The sequence below is a fragment of the Pseudomonas luteola NBRC 103146 genome, from assembly GCF_002091675.1.
Lineage (GTDB): Bacteria > Pseudomonadota > Gammaproteobacteria > Pseudomonadales > Pseudomonadaceae > Chryseomonas > Chryseomonas luteola.
The window spans coordinates 1-16485 of the sequence record NZ_BDAE01000025.1 but is presented as its reverse complement, the minus strand read 5'-3'; the positions used below and the strand labels follow the sequence as shown (position 1 = coordinate 16485).

The following is a 16485-nucleotide window of genomic DNA, read 5'->3' as shown; positions in this document are numbered from 1 at the left end:
GCCCTCCTCATCCAAGCGTTCATATTCACCTTGACCACGTCACGTTGCGGCAACCCAGGTAATGGCTGCGAGCAGCAGCAGAAACAGTGCGCACCCAAATAGCGCCTCATGCCAGATCCAGCGACTCGCATGAAATTTATGCATGACCAGCCGAATCACACCTGTCAGTAATAAAGCCGCTACCGCATAAAGAAACAGCGGGCTCAGGTAAACGCCGCCGATAGCCCATTCATGCAGGTCCATGGTGATCCTCAAGCGATTGGCACCACATCGTCCAGGTTCGCTGCAACTGGCGAACCGCTCCATGAGCCAGGCGCTTGGGCTCATCCGGCTCTGGTACGGCTTCTAATACAGAGCGTAATCGGTTCGCGGGTTCATCCAGCTGCTCCGGCCGTACGTGCTCCAGACCATTTGCCAGGGCTGCCGAAAACGCCTGTAGGAAACGATCGCGCTCCGCCGCCAGTGAGCCGGTCGCCCCGTCAAGGCAGGCGCGCAGGTGCAACAGCTCGTTACCCAGATCCAATGCCAGCAGGCCATCGTGCCAGCGACGACGTTCATGAAGCGGCATGAGGTTGATATTGCGTGCCAGTTGCAGCAATCGATCGGCCATCCGCCCTCCAAACCAGGTTTCAGCAATACCAAGAGGGCGCTCTGTCAGACGCTGCAGGTCATAGGTCGTGGCTGAAAGAACTCTTCGGATCAGCCGCCGCGGGTGACGCAGCGTAATCAAACGAAAGATCACGACGGCAAAGCCAACTCCAATGACCAGCGCCTGGGCCTGATTGAGCAGGTTAGCCATGTCCATGCGGGTATGGTTGTTTGGCGAAACCAGCACAATGAAGTGCAACGCAAACGCAGTAGCCGTACCTACCACCGCTGGCGGCCCCGCCATTCCAAGCGCGGCAAAAAACAGCGGAACCCCCATACCCAGGCACAATAACGGGAAGCCGGACCATGACGGCAATACGGCCTGGCTGACAACAATAGCCACCACGATGGCGTAGGCAATACCACGAAGAAAACTTAGGCCGATCTGAACGGCGTTATCGCGGTTGGCGAACAGGCTGCATAAAACAGCACCCAACAGCATGGCACCGGTTGCGGCAGGCCAAGCGGTGTTCAACCAGAAGATCGCAAGTCCGAGCAATGCCAACGCGCTGCGCATTCCATACAACAGCGCCGTCTGGATGTCACGGTGCCAGGACAGTGCCGAAGGAGCACTGTCATCAGCCACGCCACGGGCAACCGCCCGTTCGGCCTGTTCAGCCGTTAGCGCCTTGCCGAGCAGAATGCCCAGGCGAGCTAGAAAGTAGCGCTGGTCATTGTTGTAACGTGGGTCATTGAGCTCGTCACGGAGCCGGTTGAGCAATGCATCAATGGCCGCTGGCTCGAACGGGTCCAGATGTTGGATAACCTCCTCACGCCAGGGCGCGACCGCCTCTCGTTCACCTGCTTCAAGGTTACGCCACTGGCGAACCACGCCCCGCGAGGTACGCAACAGGCTCAGCAGATCTCGACAGAACAGTCGCAACGCACGGGCACGCTGACGTCCTCGATGGCCCTCGAACCATGTGTGGTCGCGCTGCGCATCGACAGCCACGATCTGGCCAAACACCCCAAGCAGTCCGGTCGCAGCGGTTTCATCTTCAGCCACCTCAGCGCGTGCTGCCTGCAGACCCGCCTGCCACACCTTGCTGGCCTGTTGACTCAGGTTCTGCTCTACACGTTGCGGCCAGATCACCGAGCTGACGATAGACGCCACAATGATGCCCATACAGATTTCCGTACAGCGAGCGACTGCCTGATCAAAGACGCCGAGCGGCTGAGCAATGGCTGGCAGGCCGATGATCGCTACGGTGTAGCCGGCCAGAACGAAGGCATAGGACACATGATTGCGCAGCAAGGTCGACGCAGCGGTGCACAACCCGAGCCAGAGCGCCATGGCCAGAAGAAAAGCCCAGGGCGTCTGTGCAAACAGGCCAATCAACACCACAGACATGATCGTCCCAGCTACGGTCCCGATCAGACGAAACAGACCCTTGGCTACCACCATGCCGGACAACGGCTGCGAGACTATAAAGACCGTCATCATCGACCATGTGGGCTGTTCAAGATCGAATCGAAACGCAAGCCATAGGGCCAGACACGCCGCAAAAAGCGTCTTGACCGCAAACTTGAGCGCCAACGGGCTCGGCGCAAGGAAGACCTGCCAGGGAATACGCACGTGCTTATTATCGTCGAGTGATGACCGATAGGCTCACGAAGGCGTCAGGAAGTTCCTTGCATCCACTTGGACAATATCAGGCAGCTGGCTCGCTATGCCCTTCGAACGATGCCCGCGCGCAGACACAGCGCGGCACATAACATCACAATGGACAGCAAGGCCAGCTTGAGTCCTACTGCCTGGGCCAACAGACCGATCAGCGGAGGCCCCATGAGCAGCCCGCCATATCCCAGAGTGGCAACAGCGGCGACGCCAACGCCCGGATCAATGCCCGGGCGATTGCCTGCAGCACTGAAAAGGATCGGCACAATGATCGACAGTCCCAGACCGGCCAGAGCAAACCCAATGATCGAAATGATCGCATGAGGCGCCAGCAGCGCTACAACCATTCCCAGTGTTGCCAACCCTCCAAGCGCACGAACCAGTGAGTAATCCTGAAAGCGAACACGCAGGCGATCGCCAAAGAGTCGGCCAAATACCATCGTGGCGGAAAAAGCGGCATATCCCAAGGCGGATAACCCTTCGCTGGCACTTTTCACATCATGCAGAAGCAAGACGCTCCAGTCAGCGATAGCGCCTTCGGACACAAACGAACACAACGCCATGAGACCCAGCCCTACGACTGCCATGGGCGGCAAACGCAGCCCCGAACCTTTATGGGTGCGCGCAGGCATGTGCTCATCAGGCAAAAGCCGTTTACCGCCAGGCAGCAGAAAGATAAGAGCAATCACTGCCAGTAAGAGGAAATGCCAGACGGGTGACAATGCCACCAGCGCAGCCGCCCCTAGCGCACCGACCAGGCCGCCAAGACTGTACATCCCGTGAAGAAGCGAAAGCGTCGGACGCCGAAGGGCTCGTTCGACTTCTACAGACTGCGTGTTGACCGCAACATCCATTGCGCCACTGGCCAAACCAATGAGGTACATCGCCAAGGCAAAGCTGATCCATTGATGGGCCAGCCCGACTAAGGGAAAGGCAAGCAGGAGCAATAGCCCTCCACCAATTACAATCCGGCGGCTACCCAGCCCCAGGCACAGCAACGCCTGTCCAAGCGTACCTTCGTCAAGTCCGGCCTGCATTTTCAAAGCCGGTATCCGCGCCATCAGACTGCCGTGCACCAGTCCATTGATAGCAAAGAAATAAGCGCAAGCCCAACGCGCAGAGCCTGTCAATGTCTTCTCAGACATAACCACTCCAGCAAAACAAAGCCCCGCCGAAGCGGGGCTTTGTTGAATCCGGTTGACTACCGGACAACCCAGGCAGTCAGAGCCGAAGCGGTTACCAGAAGTTCATCTGGCCATCCGATCAGGCCTCGGTTTTACCCGCAGCGCCTTTGACCAGCTGCTGAAGCTCACCTTTTTCGTGCAGCTCCAGCAGGATATCGCTACCGCCTACCAGCTCACCGTTTACCCACAACTGGGGGAACGTTGGCCAATTGGCATACTTAGGCAGATTGGCCCGGATCTCAGGATTTTGCAGGATGTCCACATAGGCGAACTTCTCACCACACGCCATCAACGCTTGCGAGGCACGGGCAGAGAAACCGCACTGCGGAGCATTGGGGGAGCCTTTCATGTAAAGAAGAACAGGGTTATTGGCGATCTGTTCTTTGATCGTTTCGATGATATCCACGGTGCACCTCGCTGAATTTCAGTGCTGACCAGTGTAACGGAAAACCCAGTGAAACGCTCGGTTTTGCCTCTGGCCACCCGTCCATACAGATAAGGACAACAGGAACAATTTACAAGCCTGATAACGGCGTGACTTGACGCAGGAGGAGAAATTGGCGGGAGGAAGAAAGAACGCGGCAGTCGTTTCTCTTCGAACCGGCGAACTCCATGTCCGCCGGTTCGAGCTCATCCTTAATGGATAGAGCTGATGGTGCCTTTCTGGCCAGTCACTTTGACGTTGACGGCCTTGTACACCAGGTAGTCCTGAACATCGACTTCATAACGCGGAGCAACGATTACGTCAGCACCCGAAGCCTTGACAGCCTTGTAAGCTGCAGCAGCTTTGGCCGAGGAGACTGGATCCAGTCCCAGAGCAAAACCACCTTCGCCACCACCATAGGTAACGCCGTCTGCAAACTTGCTATCACCACCCAGCTTCAGCATACCGAACAGAACGTTTACGGAAGACTGACCTGTGATGGTTTCACCTACTTTGACATCCGCTTTCAAACCGGTATCAACCGCGCCACCCAGAGGTAGAGCTGGCTGACTTACGTTCTGGCTGGCACAGCCAGTGAGCAGGGCCAAAGTAGAGAAGGCAGCGGCATACACTACGCGTTTCATGCAATACTCCTTTGCATACAATTTTCCAATAACCCCGTTGCGGGGTAATAACGTCGCCTCGAAAGGCGGGCGGCATAGTAGTCATTTAACAAAAATGTAACAACCGTAGCGGAACAATTTTCCAATCTTTGTGAAGTTTTACCTTTTGCGTAATAACCGGTTGCAATCTCATCTTTTCTGCAGCCTCGCCAGGGATTTGCGCAAATATATAAATTACTTATAAGATCCGGCCCTTCCCTTTCCTCCGCATAGGTGCGGCAGTAGCTTTGGGTGTAGCCTGTTTTTCCTGAAGCCGGCCGGCACCCCTGGCCTGTATTCATAGGTATTGATGATGAGCGCTCGGCATTTTCTTTCGTTCATGGATTGCACACCCGATGAGCTGTTGCAGCTGATCCGCCGTGGCATCGAGCTGAAAGAACTGCGTAGTCGAGGCGTCAGCCACGAACCGTTGAAAAATCGTGTTCTTGGCATGATTTTCGAAAAGGCCTCGACCCGTACGCGTCTGTCCTTCGAGGCAGGCATGATCCAGCTAGGTGGCCAAGCCATTTTCCTGTCCCCGCGCGACACTCAGTTAGGCCGCGGTGAGCCGGTAGATGACTGTGCCCGCGTCATGTCCCGTATGCTCGATGGTGTCATGATCCGTACCTATGCCCACAGCACCCTGACGACCTTTGCGGCAAACTCCAACGTTCCGGTTATCAATGGACTGTCTGATGACCTTCATCCCTGTCAGCTGCTGGCTGATATGCAGACATTCTTCGAACACCGCGGCAGCATTCAGGGCAAGGTTGTGGCCTGGATCGGCGACGGGAACAACATGTGCAACAGCTATATAGAAGCTGCCGAACAACTGGACTTCACCTTGCGCGTGGCCTGCCCTGAAGGCTTTGAGCCAAACGCCCGCTTCGTTGAGCGCGCCGGTGCCCGCATTCAGATTGTTCGTGATCCAACGGAGGCCGTAGAAGGCGCTCATCTGGTCAGCACTGACGTTTGGACATCCATGGGCCAGGAAGAGGAATCGAAAATCCGTCTGGAAACGTTCAAGGCGTATCAGGTCTCGCGTGAGCTCTTGGACAAAGCCAGCCGGGACGTCGTTTTCATGCACTGCCTTCCAGCCCACCGCGGAGAAGAGATCAGTCACGACCTGCTGGAAGATCCACGCTCGGTCGTATGGGATGAAGCAGAAAACCGCCTGCATGCGCAAAAGGCATTGATGGAGTTTCTGATCCCACATACACGCAACGCATGAGCATTCTCACGCTCAGCCATCTGGCCTGCGGCTACGGTGGCAGTACGATCGTAAGCGACCTGAGCCTGTCTCTTGAGTCAGGAGAGATTGGCTGTCTGCTTGGTCCATCGGGATGCGGGAAAACCACGACGCTGCGCGCCATCGCCGGATTCGAGCCTGTCATGCAGGGCGAAATCCGTCTCGCCGATCGGGTCATTTCCCGAGCGGGGTTTACCCTGGCGCCAGAGCGGCGCGAGATCGGCATGGTCTTTCAGGACTATGCTCTTTTTCCTCACCTGAACGTAGGTGACAACATCGCCTTTGGTATTCGCAAGCATCCCGAGCGCGAGCGCATCGTGGGTGAGCTGATGGCCCTGGTCAAACTGGAGCAGCTGGCTAAACGCTATCCTCATGAGCTGTCAGGTGGTCAACAGCAGCGTGTTGCCTTGGCTCGCGCCTTGGCACCGTCGCCTCGCCTGTTATTGATGGATGAACCTTTTTCCAACCTGGACGTAGAGCTTCGTCGATCGCTCAGCAGCGAAGTCCGGGATATTCTAAAAGCTCGAGGCACCAGCGCCATCCTGGTGACTCATGACCAGGAAGAAGCGTTTGCGGTAAGTGACAAGGTGGGGGTTTTTCAGCATGGCCATCTTGAGCAATGGGATACACCTGGGCACCTCTATCAGACCCCTGCCACGCCCTTTGTGGCAACGTTTGTAGGCCAGGGATTTTTCATTCCGGGTCGTGCCGTCGACTCAGAATCGATCAGAACGGAACTTGGGGTTGTCAGGGCCAGGAACAAAGCGTTCGAGGAAGGCGATGAGCTTCGCGTTCTCCTTCGGCCTGACGACATCCTCTATAGCCCCGCGAGCACGTTGACTGCGCAGGTGGTCAACCAGGTATTTCTAGGTGCAAGCACCCGCTATCAACTAGCGCTTGCGTCAGGAGCACGCCTCGAAGCGTCCTTCCCAGGTTTTATTGAGCACAGCATCGGTGAACAGATCGGAATTGCGCTCAAGAGAACGGCGCTGACAACCTTCAGCGCCACATAACGTCAATCCAGCAATAGACGACCACTGGCGACGCGACGAGCGTGACCCGCGATGCTCACGCGCTCGCCATCCAGACGGCACCAGAGTTCCCCGCCCCGCTCCGAGCACTGGTAGGCCCGCAGCATCCGCTTCGCCAGGCGACGAGACCAATAGGGAATAAGGCTACAATGAGCCGAGCCAGTCACCGGGTCCTCATTGATGCCAATACCAGGCGCAAAGAAACGGGACACGAAATCATACCGCTCACCTCGAGCGGTGATAATAACACCCGGCCAACGCAGGCGCGCCAGAGCCGCAAAGTCAGGCTTGCAGTTGTGCACCGCCTCCTCCGACTCCAAGAGAACCAGTAGCTTATCTGCGCCCAGTACATCGACCGGACTAACGCCTAATGCACGCTCCAGCTCTGGTGTGGAACCGATCTCACTTGGAATTTGTGCGGGAAAATCCAGCGCCAGAAGCCCATCCTCTTCCTTATAGGCACGCAAGGTGCCGGAGCGGGAAATGAATTCGATCTTTTCTCCCGCTTCCTCATAAACAGTAAACAGTACATGAGCCGCTGCCAGCGTCGCATGGCCACACAACGGTATTTCAACCTTTGGGGTAAACCACCGAATGCGCCAGACATCACCCTCCCGACGGATAAAGGCCGTTTCCGCCAGATTATGCTCAGCGGCAATCTTCTGCATCAGATCGTCCGGCAACCATGCATCGAGACGGTAGACCATCGCTGGATTACCCGCGAACGGACGATCAGCGAAGGCATCGATTTGGTGAAAGTCGAGTTGCATGGTTTGCTCCATCTTTTCTTTTGAGTTCTTCGTACAGCATGAGCGAAACGTGCCTACGTCACAATGTACAGTTCACCAGCTATGACAGTTAAACTGGTCCGGCAACTCGCTCTGCGTAGGATCTCTCGGATCATCGGCACTCTTGTCACCAACCGCTACGGGCACACTCAAAGCCCGCTGTAATAGCGAGCAGCCAGATAGCGATCAAGGGAAAACACCAGAGCGGCAATAATTGACCATAGCGCAGTGAATCGATTGGTCAACTCAGTTGAAAGGACTTCATTTGCCCGCTACCCGTACGAGCAGAGAACCTGCACATTACTCCCGTGCAATCTCGGCAAACTGCCCTGCGGTCAGGCTAGCCAGCGCCTGGGCAGACAGCTCCACTTCAAGGCCACGTCTGCCTGCACTGACATAAATGGTAGGAAACCGCTCGGCACTGCTGTCAATGAACGTTCTCAAGCGTTTCTTCTGCCCCAACGGGCTGATTCCGCCTACCAGGTAGCCGGTAGCACGTTGGGCTACCTGAGGATTCGCCATGTCTGCCTTTTTGACAGACGCCGCATGAGCCAAGGCTTTCAGGTCAAGACTGCCACCTACCGGAACGATAGCCACCAGCAACTCTTCCTTCTCGGTAGCAGCCAACAATGTTTTGAACACCCGGACGGGTTCAAGTCCAAGCTTGTCTGCCGCCTCAAGTCCATACGAAGCGGCTTTGGGATCGTGTACATAACTGAGCACGCGATGCTCTATCTTGTACTTTTTAAGCAGGTTTATCGCTGGTGTCATGCCATTATCCTTGTGGCTTTATGATTCAGTTTGTCTCTGCCTTTGTAGCGTGTAAAGCCTGGTAATGCCTTACTTGGGGCGTCCCGCAAGCGTGACCTGAAACACGCCTTATAAAGTTCCCTTTCAAACAAGTGTTTTGCCTGTCATAAAATATCCTGCTTCGCTCATCACAATTTTCTATGGGGATGAAAGAAGAACCTTTGACAACGTTCGATTTTGAAACTAACTTTTCGTTTCCGAAAGGATGTAGTTTCACTTTTTTTCTACTACCGCAATAAATACAACAATCAAGAGGCTCCTCGTATGAGTACTCCACTAATGCCCACCCTACGTGGGCAATGCATTGCCGAGTTTTTGGGAACAGGATTATTCATTTTCTTCGGAACCGGTTGCGTCGCTGCCATGAAGGTTGGCGGAGCCACTCTAGGGCTCTGGGAAATCAGCATCATATGGGGCATTGCGGTCAGCATGGGGGTTTACTTGAGCGCTGGCGTGTCGGGTGCACATCTGAGCCCTGCCGTTACCATTGCGCTTTGGCTGTTTGGCGGCTTCGAGCGTAGAAAAGTCCCGCTCTACATCATTTCGCAGATCGCAGGCGCTTTTTGTGGCGCCGCGCTGGTATACGGCCTGTATAACAGCCTCTTTTTCGAATACGAACAGGCTCACAATATGGTACGCGGTAGCGTAGCCAGCCTTGAGCTTGCGGGTGTGTTCTCCACCTATCCGAACGCAGCCCTGTCTGTTGGTCAGGCGTTCCTGGTCGAGATGGTCATTACCGCCATCCTGCTGGCCGTGATCATGGCCTTGACCGACGATGGCAATGGTCTTCCACGCGGCCCACTGGCCCCGCTTCTAATTGGTTTGCTTGTTGCTGTGATCGGTGGATCCATGGGCCCGCTGACAGGCTTCGCCATGAACCCGGCTCGTGACCTGGGTCCTAAACTTATGACCTTCCTGGCTGGCTGGGGTGATGTAGCCCTGACCGGTGGCCGCGATATACCCTACTTCCTGGTACCGATCTTCGCGCCCATCCTGGGTGCCTGCCTGGGTGCCGCTGCTTACAAGGCACTCATCTGCCGTCACCTGCCCAGTCTTGGCTCAGCAGCGTGCGACATTCCAGTCAAAGAAACCTCAGTTGAAACGAATAAGAAAGACGCCGCCGCTCAGCCCAAGATCAGCGCGTCACAGGCTCAATAATAAGGATTTCCATCATGTCTAATAACAAGCATTACATCGTGGCCCTGGACCAGGGCACCACCAGCTCCCGCGCCATCGTGCTGGATCGTAACGCCAATGTGGTGAGCATTGCTCAGCGTGAATTCGCACAGATCTATCCGCAAGCCGGCTGGGTCGAGCATGACCCGATGGAAATCTGGGCCACCCAGAGCGCTACCTTTGTGGAGGCCCTGGCTCATGCAGGCATTAGCCATGACGATGTAGCCGCCATCGGTATTACCAACCAGCGCGAAACCGCCATCGTCTGGGACAAGACCACAGGCCGCCCGATTTACAATGCCATCGTATGGCAGAGCCGCCAAAGCACAGAGATCTGCAATCAGCTCAAGCGTGACGGCATGGAAGAACATATCCGCCGCACGACCGGACTGGTCATCGACCCCTACTTTTCCGGTACCAAGATTAAGTGGATCCTGGACCACGTGGAGGGCAGCCGTGAGCGCGCCCGCCGTGGCGAGCTGCTGTTCGGTACTGTCGATACGTGGCTGATCTGGAAGATGACCCAGGGCAAGGTCCATGTCACCGACTACACCAATGCCTCACGCACCCTGATTTTCGATATCCATAAGCGTGACTGGGATCCCGTGATGCTTGAAGCACTGGATATCCCCCGCGAAATGCTGCCGGAGGTTCGCTCCTCCTCCGAAGTCTACGGCTATGCCACTCTGGGCAGCAGCCAGGAAACCGGCATTCCGATCGCAGGGATTGCAGGTGACCAGCAAGCCGCCCTGTTTGGCCAGATGTGTGTAGAGCCGGGCCAAGCCAAGAATACCTATGGCACCGGCTGCTTCCTGCTGATGAACACTGGTGAGAAAGCGGTGCAGTCCCAGCATGGCTTGCTAACCACTATTGCCTGCGGTCCACGCGGGGAGGTGAATTATGCACTGGAAGGTGCCATCTTTAATGGTGGCTCTACCGTTCAGTGGCTGCGCGATGAGCTCAAGGTCATTAACGAATCCTTGGATTCCGAGTACTTCGCCACCAAGGTGAAGGACAGCAATGGTATCTATCTGGTACCGGCCTTTACAGGCCTGGGCGCTCCCTACTGGGATCCCTATGCCCGCGGAGCCATGTTTGGCCTGACCCGCGGCGTCAAGGTTGAGCATCTGATTCGTGCAGCCCTGGAGTCGATTGCCTATCAGACTCGCGGCGTACTGGATGCCATGCAGCAGGATGCCGGCGAGCGTCTACGCTCGCTACGTGTGGATGGCGGTGCCGTCGCAAACAACTTCCTCATGCAGTTCCAGGCCGACCTTCTGGGCACCTGCGTAGAGCGCCCCGAAATGAAGGAAACTACTGCCCTTGGTGCAGCGTATCTGGCTGGCTTGGCCACCGGCTTCTGGAGCAGCCTGGACGAACTACGCAACAAGAGCACCATCGAGCGCGTGTTCGAGCCCACCTGTGATGGCGACCATCGAGAGGAGCTTTACAAGGGCTGGAAGAAAGCTGTCGAGCGTACTCGCGGCTGGGCGCAGGACTGATGTCATTGGACGGGGCGACTGGGAAGTCGCCCTTTTCACATCAGGACGATGAAGTTGATGCACTGAACTGGCGCCCGGCGCCTCGCTACGGCATTCTTCCTGTCAAACCACCGTTGAAGGAAGATTGCATGAGCCTGGCGCCCCGTCAGCAGAACATCCTGGACCTTGTCCGCGAGCGTGGCTATGTCAGCATCGAGGAGCTTGCCCAGCATTTCACCGTAACCCCCCAGACGATTCGTCGAGACATCAACCAGCTGGCCGAAAGCGGTTTGCTGCGTCGTTATCACGGTGGTGCCGCCCATGACTCCAGCGTGGAAAACACGGCTTACACCATGCGCGCTGGACAAATGCGTGATGAGAAGCGTCGTATCGCGGAGGCCGTTGCAGCACAGGTCCCGGATCATGCCTCATTGTTCATTAACATCGGTACGACGACCGAAGCGATCGCTCACGCGCTGCTCAATCACCGTAGCCTGAAGATCATTACGAACAACCTCCATGTTGCGAACATCCTTAGCGCGAAAGAGGACTTCGAAGTCCTGATTGCAGGTGGCAGCGTGCGCAGTGACGGCGGCGTGGTAGGCCAGGCGACGGCTGACTTCATCAAGCAATTCAAAGTGGACTACGCGCTGGTTGGCATCAGCGGCATCGATGAAGACGGCACTCTGCTGGATTTCAATTATCAGGAGGTTCGCGTTTCACAGGCCATTTTCGAAAACGCGCGCAAGGTCTTTCTGGCAGCCGACTCCAGTAAATTCGGACGCAGCGCCATGATTCGCCTGGGCTCGCTTGAGCAGATCGATGTGCTCTTTACCGAGTCTCAACCAGACGAAGCCTTTACCCGGCTGCTCTCTCAATTCAAAGTCCGTCTTGAAATCGCCTGACCAGAGTGTCAGGCCTTTCACATTTAATTCATTTAAGTTCGTTTATTTTCCTTTTAGAGTTTTTTTATCGGTTTACGACTGGCGCAAGGCAACTCTTTTGTCTACGATTGTTCGAATACGAACATTGATGTTCGTTTATAACAGGAGACGCCCATGCCTCAGTCCACTTTGCTCGGGACGCCGCCCCTTTCCGAGATCTACGACATCGCCGTGATCGGCGGTGGTATCAATGGTGTTGGTATTGCAGCCGATGCCGCAGGCCGTAACTTGTCCGTCTTTCTCTGCGAACGTGACGACCTGGCGAGACATACCTCCTCGGCCAGCAGCAAGCTGATTCATGGTGGCCTGCGTTATCTCGAACATTATGAATTTCGACTGGTACGCGAAGCGTTGGCCGAACGCGAGGTACTGCTGGCCAAGGCTCCGCATATCGTCAAGCCCATGCGCTTCGTCCTGCCGCACCGGCCACATCTGCGTCCGGCCTGGATGATTCGCGCAGGTCTCTTCCTTTATGACCACCTGGGCAAGCGTGAAAAGCTCCCCGCCTCCCGTGGTCTTCGGTTCGGTTCCGATAGCCCTCTGGTCAGTGATATCAACCAGGGTTTCGAGTATTCGGACTGCTGGGTAGACGATGCACGCCTCGTTGTACTCAACGCCATGGCTGCCCGCGAGCGTGGCGCCCATATTCATACCCGCACCACCTGCACAAGCGCCCATCGCGCCAACAAACTGTGGCACCTGACCCTTCAGCGTGAAGACGGCAGTACCTTCTCGATTAAGGCAAAAGCCCTGGTCAATGCGGCAGGTCCATGGGTTGCCCAGATCGTTCGCGAAAACATCAAAGAGCGCTCGCCCTATGGTATTCGACTGATTCAAGGCAGCCACATCGTCGTGCCCAAGCTATATGAAGGCGATCATGCCTACATCATGCAGAACGAAGATCGTCGGATTGTCTTTGCGATTCCGTACCTGGGTCGTTACACCATGATTGGTACCACGGATCGTGAGTACAAAGGTGATCCAGCCAACGTACAGATTACCGAGCAGGAAACTGACTACATCCTGGGTGTGGCAAACGCACACTTCCGCCACAAGCTGACCCGCAGTGACGTCCTGCATACGTTCTCGGGCGTACGTCCCCTGTGTGATGACGAGTCAGACAATCCTTCAGCCATTACTCGTGACTACACCCTGTCACTGTCGGCTCCTGAAAACGATGCGCCTTTGCTGTCGGTCTTTGGTGGAAAACTGACCACGTACCGCAAGCTGGCCGAGTCGGCCATGCAGCAGTTGCAGCCGTTCTTCAAGACGATGGGACAGCCTTGGACAGCCAAGGCTACGCTACCGGGCGGAGAAGACATGACGACGCCTGAAGCACTGGCCAAACAGTTACAGGCACAGGTCAAGGATTTGCCAGCAGCACTTGCCCAGCGCTGGTCAACCACCTATGGCAACCGCACGCGCAAGCTATTGGAAGGCGTTACGCAAATGGCCGACCTAGGCGAATGCCTGGGGGCGGACCTGTATGCGCGTGAAGTGGATTATCTCCATGCTTACGAATGGGCCAACGCGGCAGACGACATACTCTGGCGCCGGACCAAGCTGGGCCTTGAGTTTACCCCTGGTGACAAGACCAAGCTGGAAACCTATCTAGGCAGTCTGGATATCCGCAAGGCCAGTCACGCAGCAGCGTAATGGATACGTGAATGAAACTGGCCGAATCATGAGCCAGTTTCATTCATGCCCTCCTTGGCTTGGAAATCATTCATAATGGATACCTGCTGCACTCATCAGGATCCAGGCCATGCTCGAACTTCGTCACTTGAAAACGTTACACGCACTGCGTGAGGCTGACAGCCTTGTCGAAGCTGCCGAACGTCTTCATCTGACCCAATCTGCACTGTCTCATCAGTTCAAAGAGCTTGAAGAGCGCCTTGGTCTGAGCCTGTTCGTCCGCAAGACCAAGCCAGTGCGCTTTACCAGTGCCGGCCTGCGCCTCCTGCAATTGGCCGATGCGGTATTACCTCAGCTTCGCAGTGCGGAACGTGACCTGTCACGCTTTGCTGGCGGCACTGCCGGGCGCCTCAACATTGCCATTGAATGCCATAGCTGCTTTCAGTGGCTGATGCCTACCATTGATCAGTTTCGTGATTCCTGGGCTGAAGTGGAGATGGATCTCGCCTCGGGCTTTTCATTCGCCCCGCTACCAGCCCTGGCACGTGGCGATCTTGACCTTGTCGTCACGTCAGACCCGATTGATCTCACCGGCATCACTTACATTCCGCTTTTTACTTATGAAGCGCAGCTAGCCATGGCCAACCAGCATCCCTTAGCTGGCAAGCCTTACATCGTGCCTGAGGATCTGGCTGAAGAAACGCAGATCACCTATCCGGTCGACCGTGAGCGTCTGGATATCTTCAGGCAATTTCTCGACCCGGCCGGCGTCGAGCCTGCTGGCATACGTACGGCAGAGCTGACGGTCATGATGCTGCAGTTGGTAGCATCCGGCCGGGGCGTATGTTGTCTTCCTAACTGGGCGCTCCATGAGTACAGCTCGCGTGGCTATGTGACCGCGAAGCGTCTGGGTGAGAAAGGCTTGTATGCCACACTGTATGCCGGTATTCGAGAGGACATGCTGGAAGCTCCCTTCATGCAGGACTTTTTACTAACAGCCAAGGACACATCCTTCGCTACGCTTGAAGGCGTCAGTGCGGCACGTTAGGGATCAATCTGACCGCTCCGTCAGTCGCCGGTACAGGTACGCCCCAAACACTAGCGCCGCAGCACTGGTTGCTGCCACGACCATGCGCTCATCAGGACGACGCCATCCTCCATCGACACTGCGATTGCCACTGGGAGGGCTGAACAGATTGCCCGAGGAGTGCTCTACCGGCTCCATTCGACTCAAGGCGCGATCCATAAAGATCCGGGACAGCCGAGCATAACCAGGCACCAGCGCATGGGCTGCACGAAGTACCGTGGCGGCCTGCCCTACTGTCGTAGACTTGCGTGGATAACGCGCCATGGAGAGGATGGCTCTGGCGACCTTTCGAGCATCATAAACAGGTGGCGTAGGCTTTATTGTCCTTCCACTGTAATTACCGCCGTCTCGCAGCCCTGGCGTATCGATGAACGCAGGGTAAACATCGCAGACATGAATATCGGACCAGCGCGTAAGCTCGCCTCTCAAGGCTTCGGTAAACCCTCTCAGGCCTGACTTGGCAGCCGAATAGGCCACTGCATAGGGAAGCGGTACCCAGCTGCCTACCGATAAGGTATTGATCAAAACCCCTGACCCTTGCCGTTTGAAAACCGGCACAACGGCGTAGGCGCCACGCAGATAGCCTAGAAGGTCGGTCTGCACGACGCGTTCATGCGCCTCAAAAGGCGTCTCATCAAACTTGCCTACCGCACCGATACCCGCATTGTTGACCCAGATATCAATCCGTCCGCGTCCAAATTCCAGCGCACGCTCGGCCAATTGCGAGACTGACTCCATCAACGTGACATCCGTAGGCACACCAATCGCCCGGCCTCCCAGGAGAAGACACTCGGAAACCGTATCGTCTAATGCCGCCTTATCTCGAGCAGCCAATACCAGGCAAGCCCCCTGTTGTGCAAACGCCTGAGCGGTGGCCCGACCAATTCCGCTGGAAGCGCCAGTAATGACCACAATGGCGCTATCTAGATTGCGTGCTTTCATCAGGTATCCCCTTTTGCTTTTTCAAGCTGATTAAAAGAGGACCCCGCTTACCGCCAGCCATTCCTTCATTCAGACATAAAAAAGCCCTCAAAATCATGAGGGCTTTTTTTAGAGGCCGGATTACTAGGAAGACTTGCTTCCGCCCGGAAACCCTGCGAAACGCTTGTTGAAGCTAGAGACGCGACCCTCGCTTTTCAACTGGCGCTGCTCACCGGTATAGATTGGATGCGAAGCACTGGACACGTCCAATGCCACATAGGGATAGGTCTTGCCTTCAAATTCCTGGGTACGATCAGTCTGTGCTGTAGAGCCGATCAGGAAGTAATGATCTGCCGTGGTGTCATGGAAAAGCACTGGCCGATAGTTAGGATGAATATTTGGTTTCATGGTACCTCCTGGATACTCGGTTGGACTCTACATCGAGCCGCTTCGTTACATTATAACGATACATTACCAATATAAGGTCTTGCCGGTGGCTTTCAACCCTTACCAGCAGATTAATTTCACTAAGGCCTGAAAACGGTACCCAGTCCCCGTAATAGCCTGTTGCCTTGAGTCATTCGGGCGGAAAAATGCAACTTATCCCCACAAATGCTTGTCGTTTCCCTGTGGAGCAATACCTCCCCACCCCAACGGAGCAACCGGTAAGGAACTATGTGCGGTATAGCTGGAGTATGGCTCATGCTCCGCAGAGGGGATTCCAGCGTTAGGTAACTCCCCGCATACACCCTCGTACACCCGCTGAGTGGTATGAAAAATGGTACAGGATTTATTCCTTGCCATTTTACCCGCTAGCCACCCTCCCT

General features: G+C 55.8%; 16 protein-coding genes. 7 read left to right on the top strand and 9 right to left on the bottom strand.

The window, feature by feature from the left end; all coding sequences use genetic code 11:
- Positions 1 to 39: 39 nt before the first annotated feature.
- From PLU01S_RS20710 to PLU01S_RS20690, 5 genes are all read right to left on the bottom strand, one after another.
- Positions 40 to 243 carry a DUF1656 domain-containing protein gene (locus PLU01S_RS20710; RefSeq protein ID WP_010795083.1) on the bottom strand — a complete coding sequence of 68 codons (204 nt, stop codon included), beginning with the start codon at positions 241 to 243 and terminating at the stop codon, positions 40 to 42.
- Positions 230 to 2224, bottom strand: coding sequence for an FUSC family protein (locus PLU01S_RS20705; RefSeq protein ID WP_074823574.1), 1995 nt, complete (start codon positions 2222 to 2224; stop codon positions 230 to 232). The genes PLU01S_RS20710 and PLU01S_RS20705 overlap by 14 nt, the downstream gene beginning before the upstream one ends.
- Positions 2225 to 2316: 92 nt before the next feature.
- A complete protein-coding gene (locus tag PLU01S_RS20700; RefSeq protein WP_074823568.1) occupies positions 2317 to 3411 on the bottom strand; it encodes an MFS transporter in 1095 nt (364 codons plus the stop codon).
- Positions 3412 to 3529: 118 nt separating this feature from the next.
- Positions 3530 to 3856, bottom strand: a complete 327-nt coding sequence (gene grxD / locus PLU01S_RS20695; RefSeq protein WP_010795086.1) for a Grx4 family monothiol glutaredoxin — start codon at positions 3854 to 3856, stop codon at positions 3530 to 3532.
- 230 nt (positions 3857 to 4086) lie between these two features.
- Positions 4087 to 4518, bottom strand: a complete 432-nt coding sequence (locus tag PLU01S_RS20690; protein ID WP_010795087.1) for a hypothetical protein — start codon at positions 4516 to 4518, stop codon at positions 4087 to 4089.
- Positions 4519 to 4849: 331 nt separating this feature from the next.
- On the opposite strand from PLU01S_RS20690, the gene argF reads away from it, so the two are divergent.
- A complete protein-coding gene (argF, locus tag PLU01S_RS20685) occupies positions 4850 to 5767 on the top strand; it encodes an ornithine carbamoyltransferase (protein ID WP_010795088.1) in 918 nt (305 codons plus the stop codon).
- On the top strand, positions 5764 to 6798 hold the full coding sequence (locus PLU01S_RS20680; protein WP_074823565.1) for an ABC transporter ATP-binding protein: 1035 nt from the start codon (positions 5764 to 5766) through the stop codon (positions 6796 to 6798). Before argF ends, PLU01S_RS20680 begins: the two co-directional genes overlap by 4 nt.
- 2 nt (positions 6799 to 6800) lie before the next feature.
- Here the strand turns inward: PLU01S_RS20680 and PLU01S_RS20675 are convergent, their stop codons facing one another.
- Together PLU01S_RS20675 and ybaK are read right to left on the bottom strand one after the other, a co-directional pair.
- Positions 6801 to 7586 carry a PhzF family phenazine biosynthesis protein gene (locus tag PLU01S_RS20675; protein WP_074823559.1) on the bottom strand — a complete coding sequence of 262 codons (786 nt, stop codon included), beginning with the start codon at positions 7584 to 7586 and terminating at the stop codon, positions 6801 to 6803.
- 318 nt (positions 7587 to 7904) lie between these two features.
- On the bottom strand, positions 7905 to 8375 hold the full coding sequence (gene ybaK / locus PLU01S_RS20670) for a Cys-tRNA(Pro) deacylase (RefSeq protein ID WP_010795091.1): 471 nt from the start codon (positions 8373 to 8375) through the stop codon (positions 7905 to 7907).
- Positions 8376 to 8678: 303 nt separating this feature from the next.
- Between ybaK and PLU01S_RS20665 the strand changes: the two genes are divergently transcribed.
- The 5 genes from PLU01S_RS20665 (at position 8679) to metR (ending at position 14698) form a co-directional block, all read left to right on the top strand.
- Positions 8679 to 9572: an MIP/aquaporin family protein gene (locus PLU01S_RS20665; RefSeq protein WP_010795092.1), complete on the top strand. Its 894-nt coding sequence runs from the start codon at positions 8679 to 8681 to the stop codon at positions 9570 to 9572.
- Between the two features lie 14 nt (positions 9573 to 9586).
- Positions 9587 to 11092: a glycerol kinase GlpK gene (gene glpK, locus PLU01S_RS20660; protein ID WP_074823553.1), complete on the top strand. Its 1506-nt coding sequence runs from the start codon at positions 9587 to 9589 to the stop codon at positions 11090 to 11092.
- 128 nt (positions 11093 to 11220) lie between these two features.
- Positions 11221 to 11976, top strand: coding sequence for a DeoR/GlpR family transcriptional regulator (locus PLU01S_RS20655; protein ID WP_010795094.1), 756 nt, complete (start codon positions 11221 to 11223; stop codon positions 11974 to 11976).
- A gap of 153 nt (positions 11977 to 12129) precedes the next feature.
- Entirely contained in the window at positions 12130 to 13671 is a 1542-nt protein-coding gene (glpD, locus tag PLU01S_RS20650) for a glycerol-3-phosphate dehydrogenase (RefSeq protein WP_010795095.1), read from the top strand.
- Between the two features lie 109 nt (positions 13672 to 13780).
- Positions 13781 to 14698 carry a transcriptional regulator MetR gene (gene metR / locus PLU01S_RS20645; protein WP_010795096.1) on the top strand — a complete coding sequence of 306 codons (918 nt, stop codon included), beginning with the start codon at positions 13781 to 13783 and terminating at the stop codon, positions 14696 to 14698.
- A gap of 3 nt (positions 14699 to 14701) precedes the next feature.
- Here the strand turns inward: metR and PLU01S_RS20640 are convergent, their stop codons facing one another.
- Both PLU01S_RS20640 and PLU01S_RS20635 read right to left on the bottom strand, forming a co-directional pair.
- On the bottom strand, positions 14702 to 15679 hold the full coding sequence (locus tag PLU01S_RS20640; RefSeq protein WP_074823549.1) for an SDR family oxidoreductase: 978 nt from the start codon (positions 15677 to 15679) through the stop codon (positions 14702 to 14704).
- Between the two features lie 123 nt (positions 15680 to 15802).
- Positions 15803 to 16066: a type B 50S ribosomal protein L31 gene (locus PLU01S_RS20635; RefSeq protein ID WP_074823544.1), complete on the bottom strand. Its 264-nt coding sequence runs from the start codon at positions 16064 to 16066 to the stop codon at positions 15803 to 15805.
- Between the last annotated feature and the right edge of the window lie 419 nt (positions 16067 to 16485).

Coding starts and splice junctions, on each gene's coding strand:
- argF (WP_010795088.1), top strand. CDS start 4,850: ATGAGCGCTCGGCATTTTCTTTCGTTCATGGATTGCACACCCGATGAG.
- metR (WP_010795096.1), top strand. CDS start 13,781: ATGCTCGAACTTCGTCACTTGAAAACGTTACACGCACTGCGTGAGGCT.
- PLU01S_RS20700 (WP_074823568.1), bottom strand. CDS start 3,411: ATGTCTGAGAAGACATTGACAGGCTCTGCGCGTTGGGCTTGCGCTTAT.
- PLU01S_RS20675 (WP_074823559.1), bottom strand. CDS start 7,586: ATGCAACTCGACTTTCACCAAATCGATGCCTTCGCTGATCGTCCGTTC.
- glpD (WP_010795095.1), top strand. CDS start 12,130: ATGCCTCAGTCCACTTTGCTCGGGACGCCGCCCCTTTCCGAGATCTAC.
- PLU01S_RS20690 (WP_010795087.1), bottom strand. CDS start 4,518: ATGAAACGCGTAGTGTATGCCGCTGCCTTCTCTACTTTGGCCCTGCTC.
- PLU01S_RS20665 (WP_010795092.1), top strand. CDS start 8,679: ATGAGTACTCCACTAATGCCCACCCTACGTGGGCAATGCATTGCCGAG.
- PLU01S_RS20680 (WP_074823565.1), top strand. CDS start 5,764: ATGAGCATTCTCACGCTCAGCCATCTGGCCTGCGGCTACGGTGGCAGT.
- ybaK (WP_010795091.1), bottom strand. CDS start 8,375: ATGACACCAGCGATAAACCTGCTTAAAAAGTACAAGATAGAGCATCGC.
- PLU01S_RS20710 (WP_010795083.1), bottom strand. CDS start 243: ATGGACCTGCATGAATGGGCTATCGGCGGCGTTTACCTGAGCCCGCTG.
- PLU01S_RS20655 (WP_010795094.1), top strand. CDS start 11,221: ATGAGCCTGGCGCCCCGTCAGCAGAACATCCTGGACCTTGTCCGCGAG.
- PLU01S_RS20635 (WP_074823544.1), bottom strand. CDS start 16,066: ATGAAACCAAATATTCATCCTAACTATCGGCCAGTGCTTTTCCATGAC.
- PLU01S_RS20640 (WP_074823549.1), bottom strand. CDS start 15,679: ATGAAAGCACGCAATCTAGATAGCGCCATTGTGGTCATTACTGGCGCT.
- glpK (WP_074823553.1), top strand. CDS start 9,587: ATGTCTAATAACAAGCATTACATCGTGGCCCTGGACCAGGGCACCACC.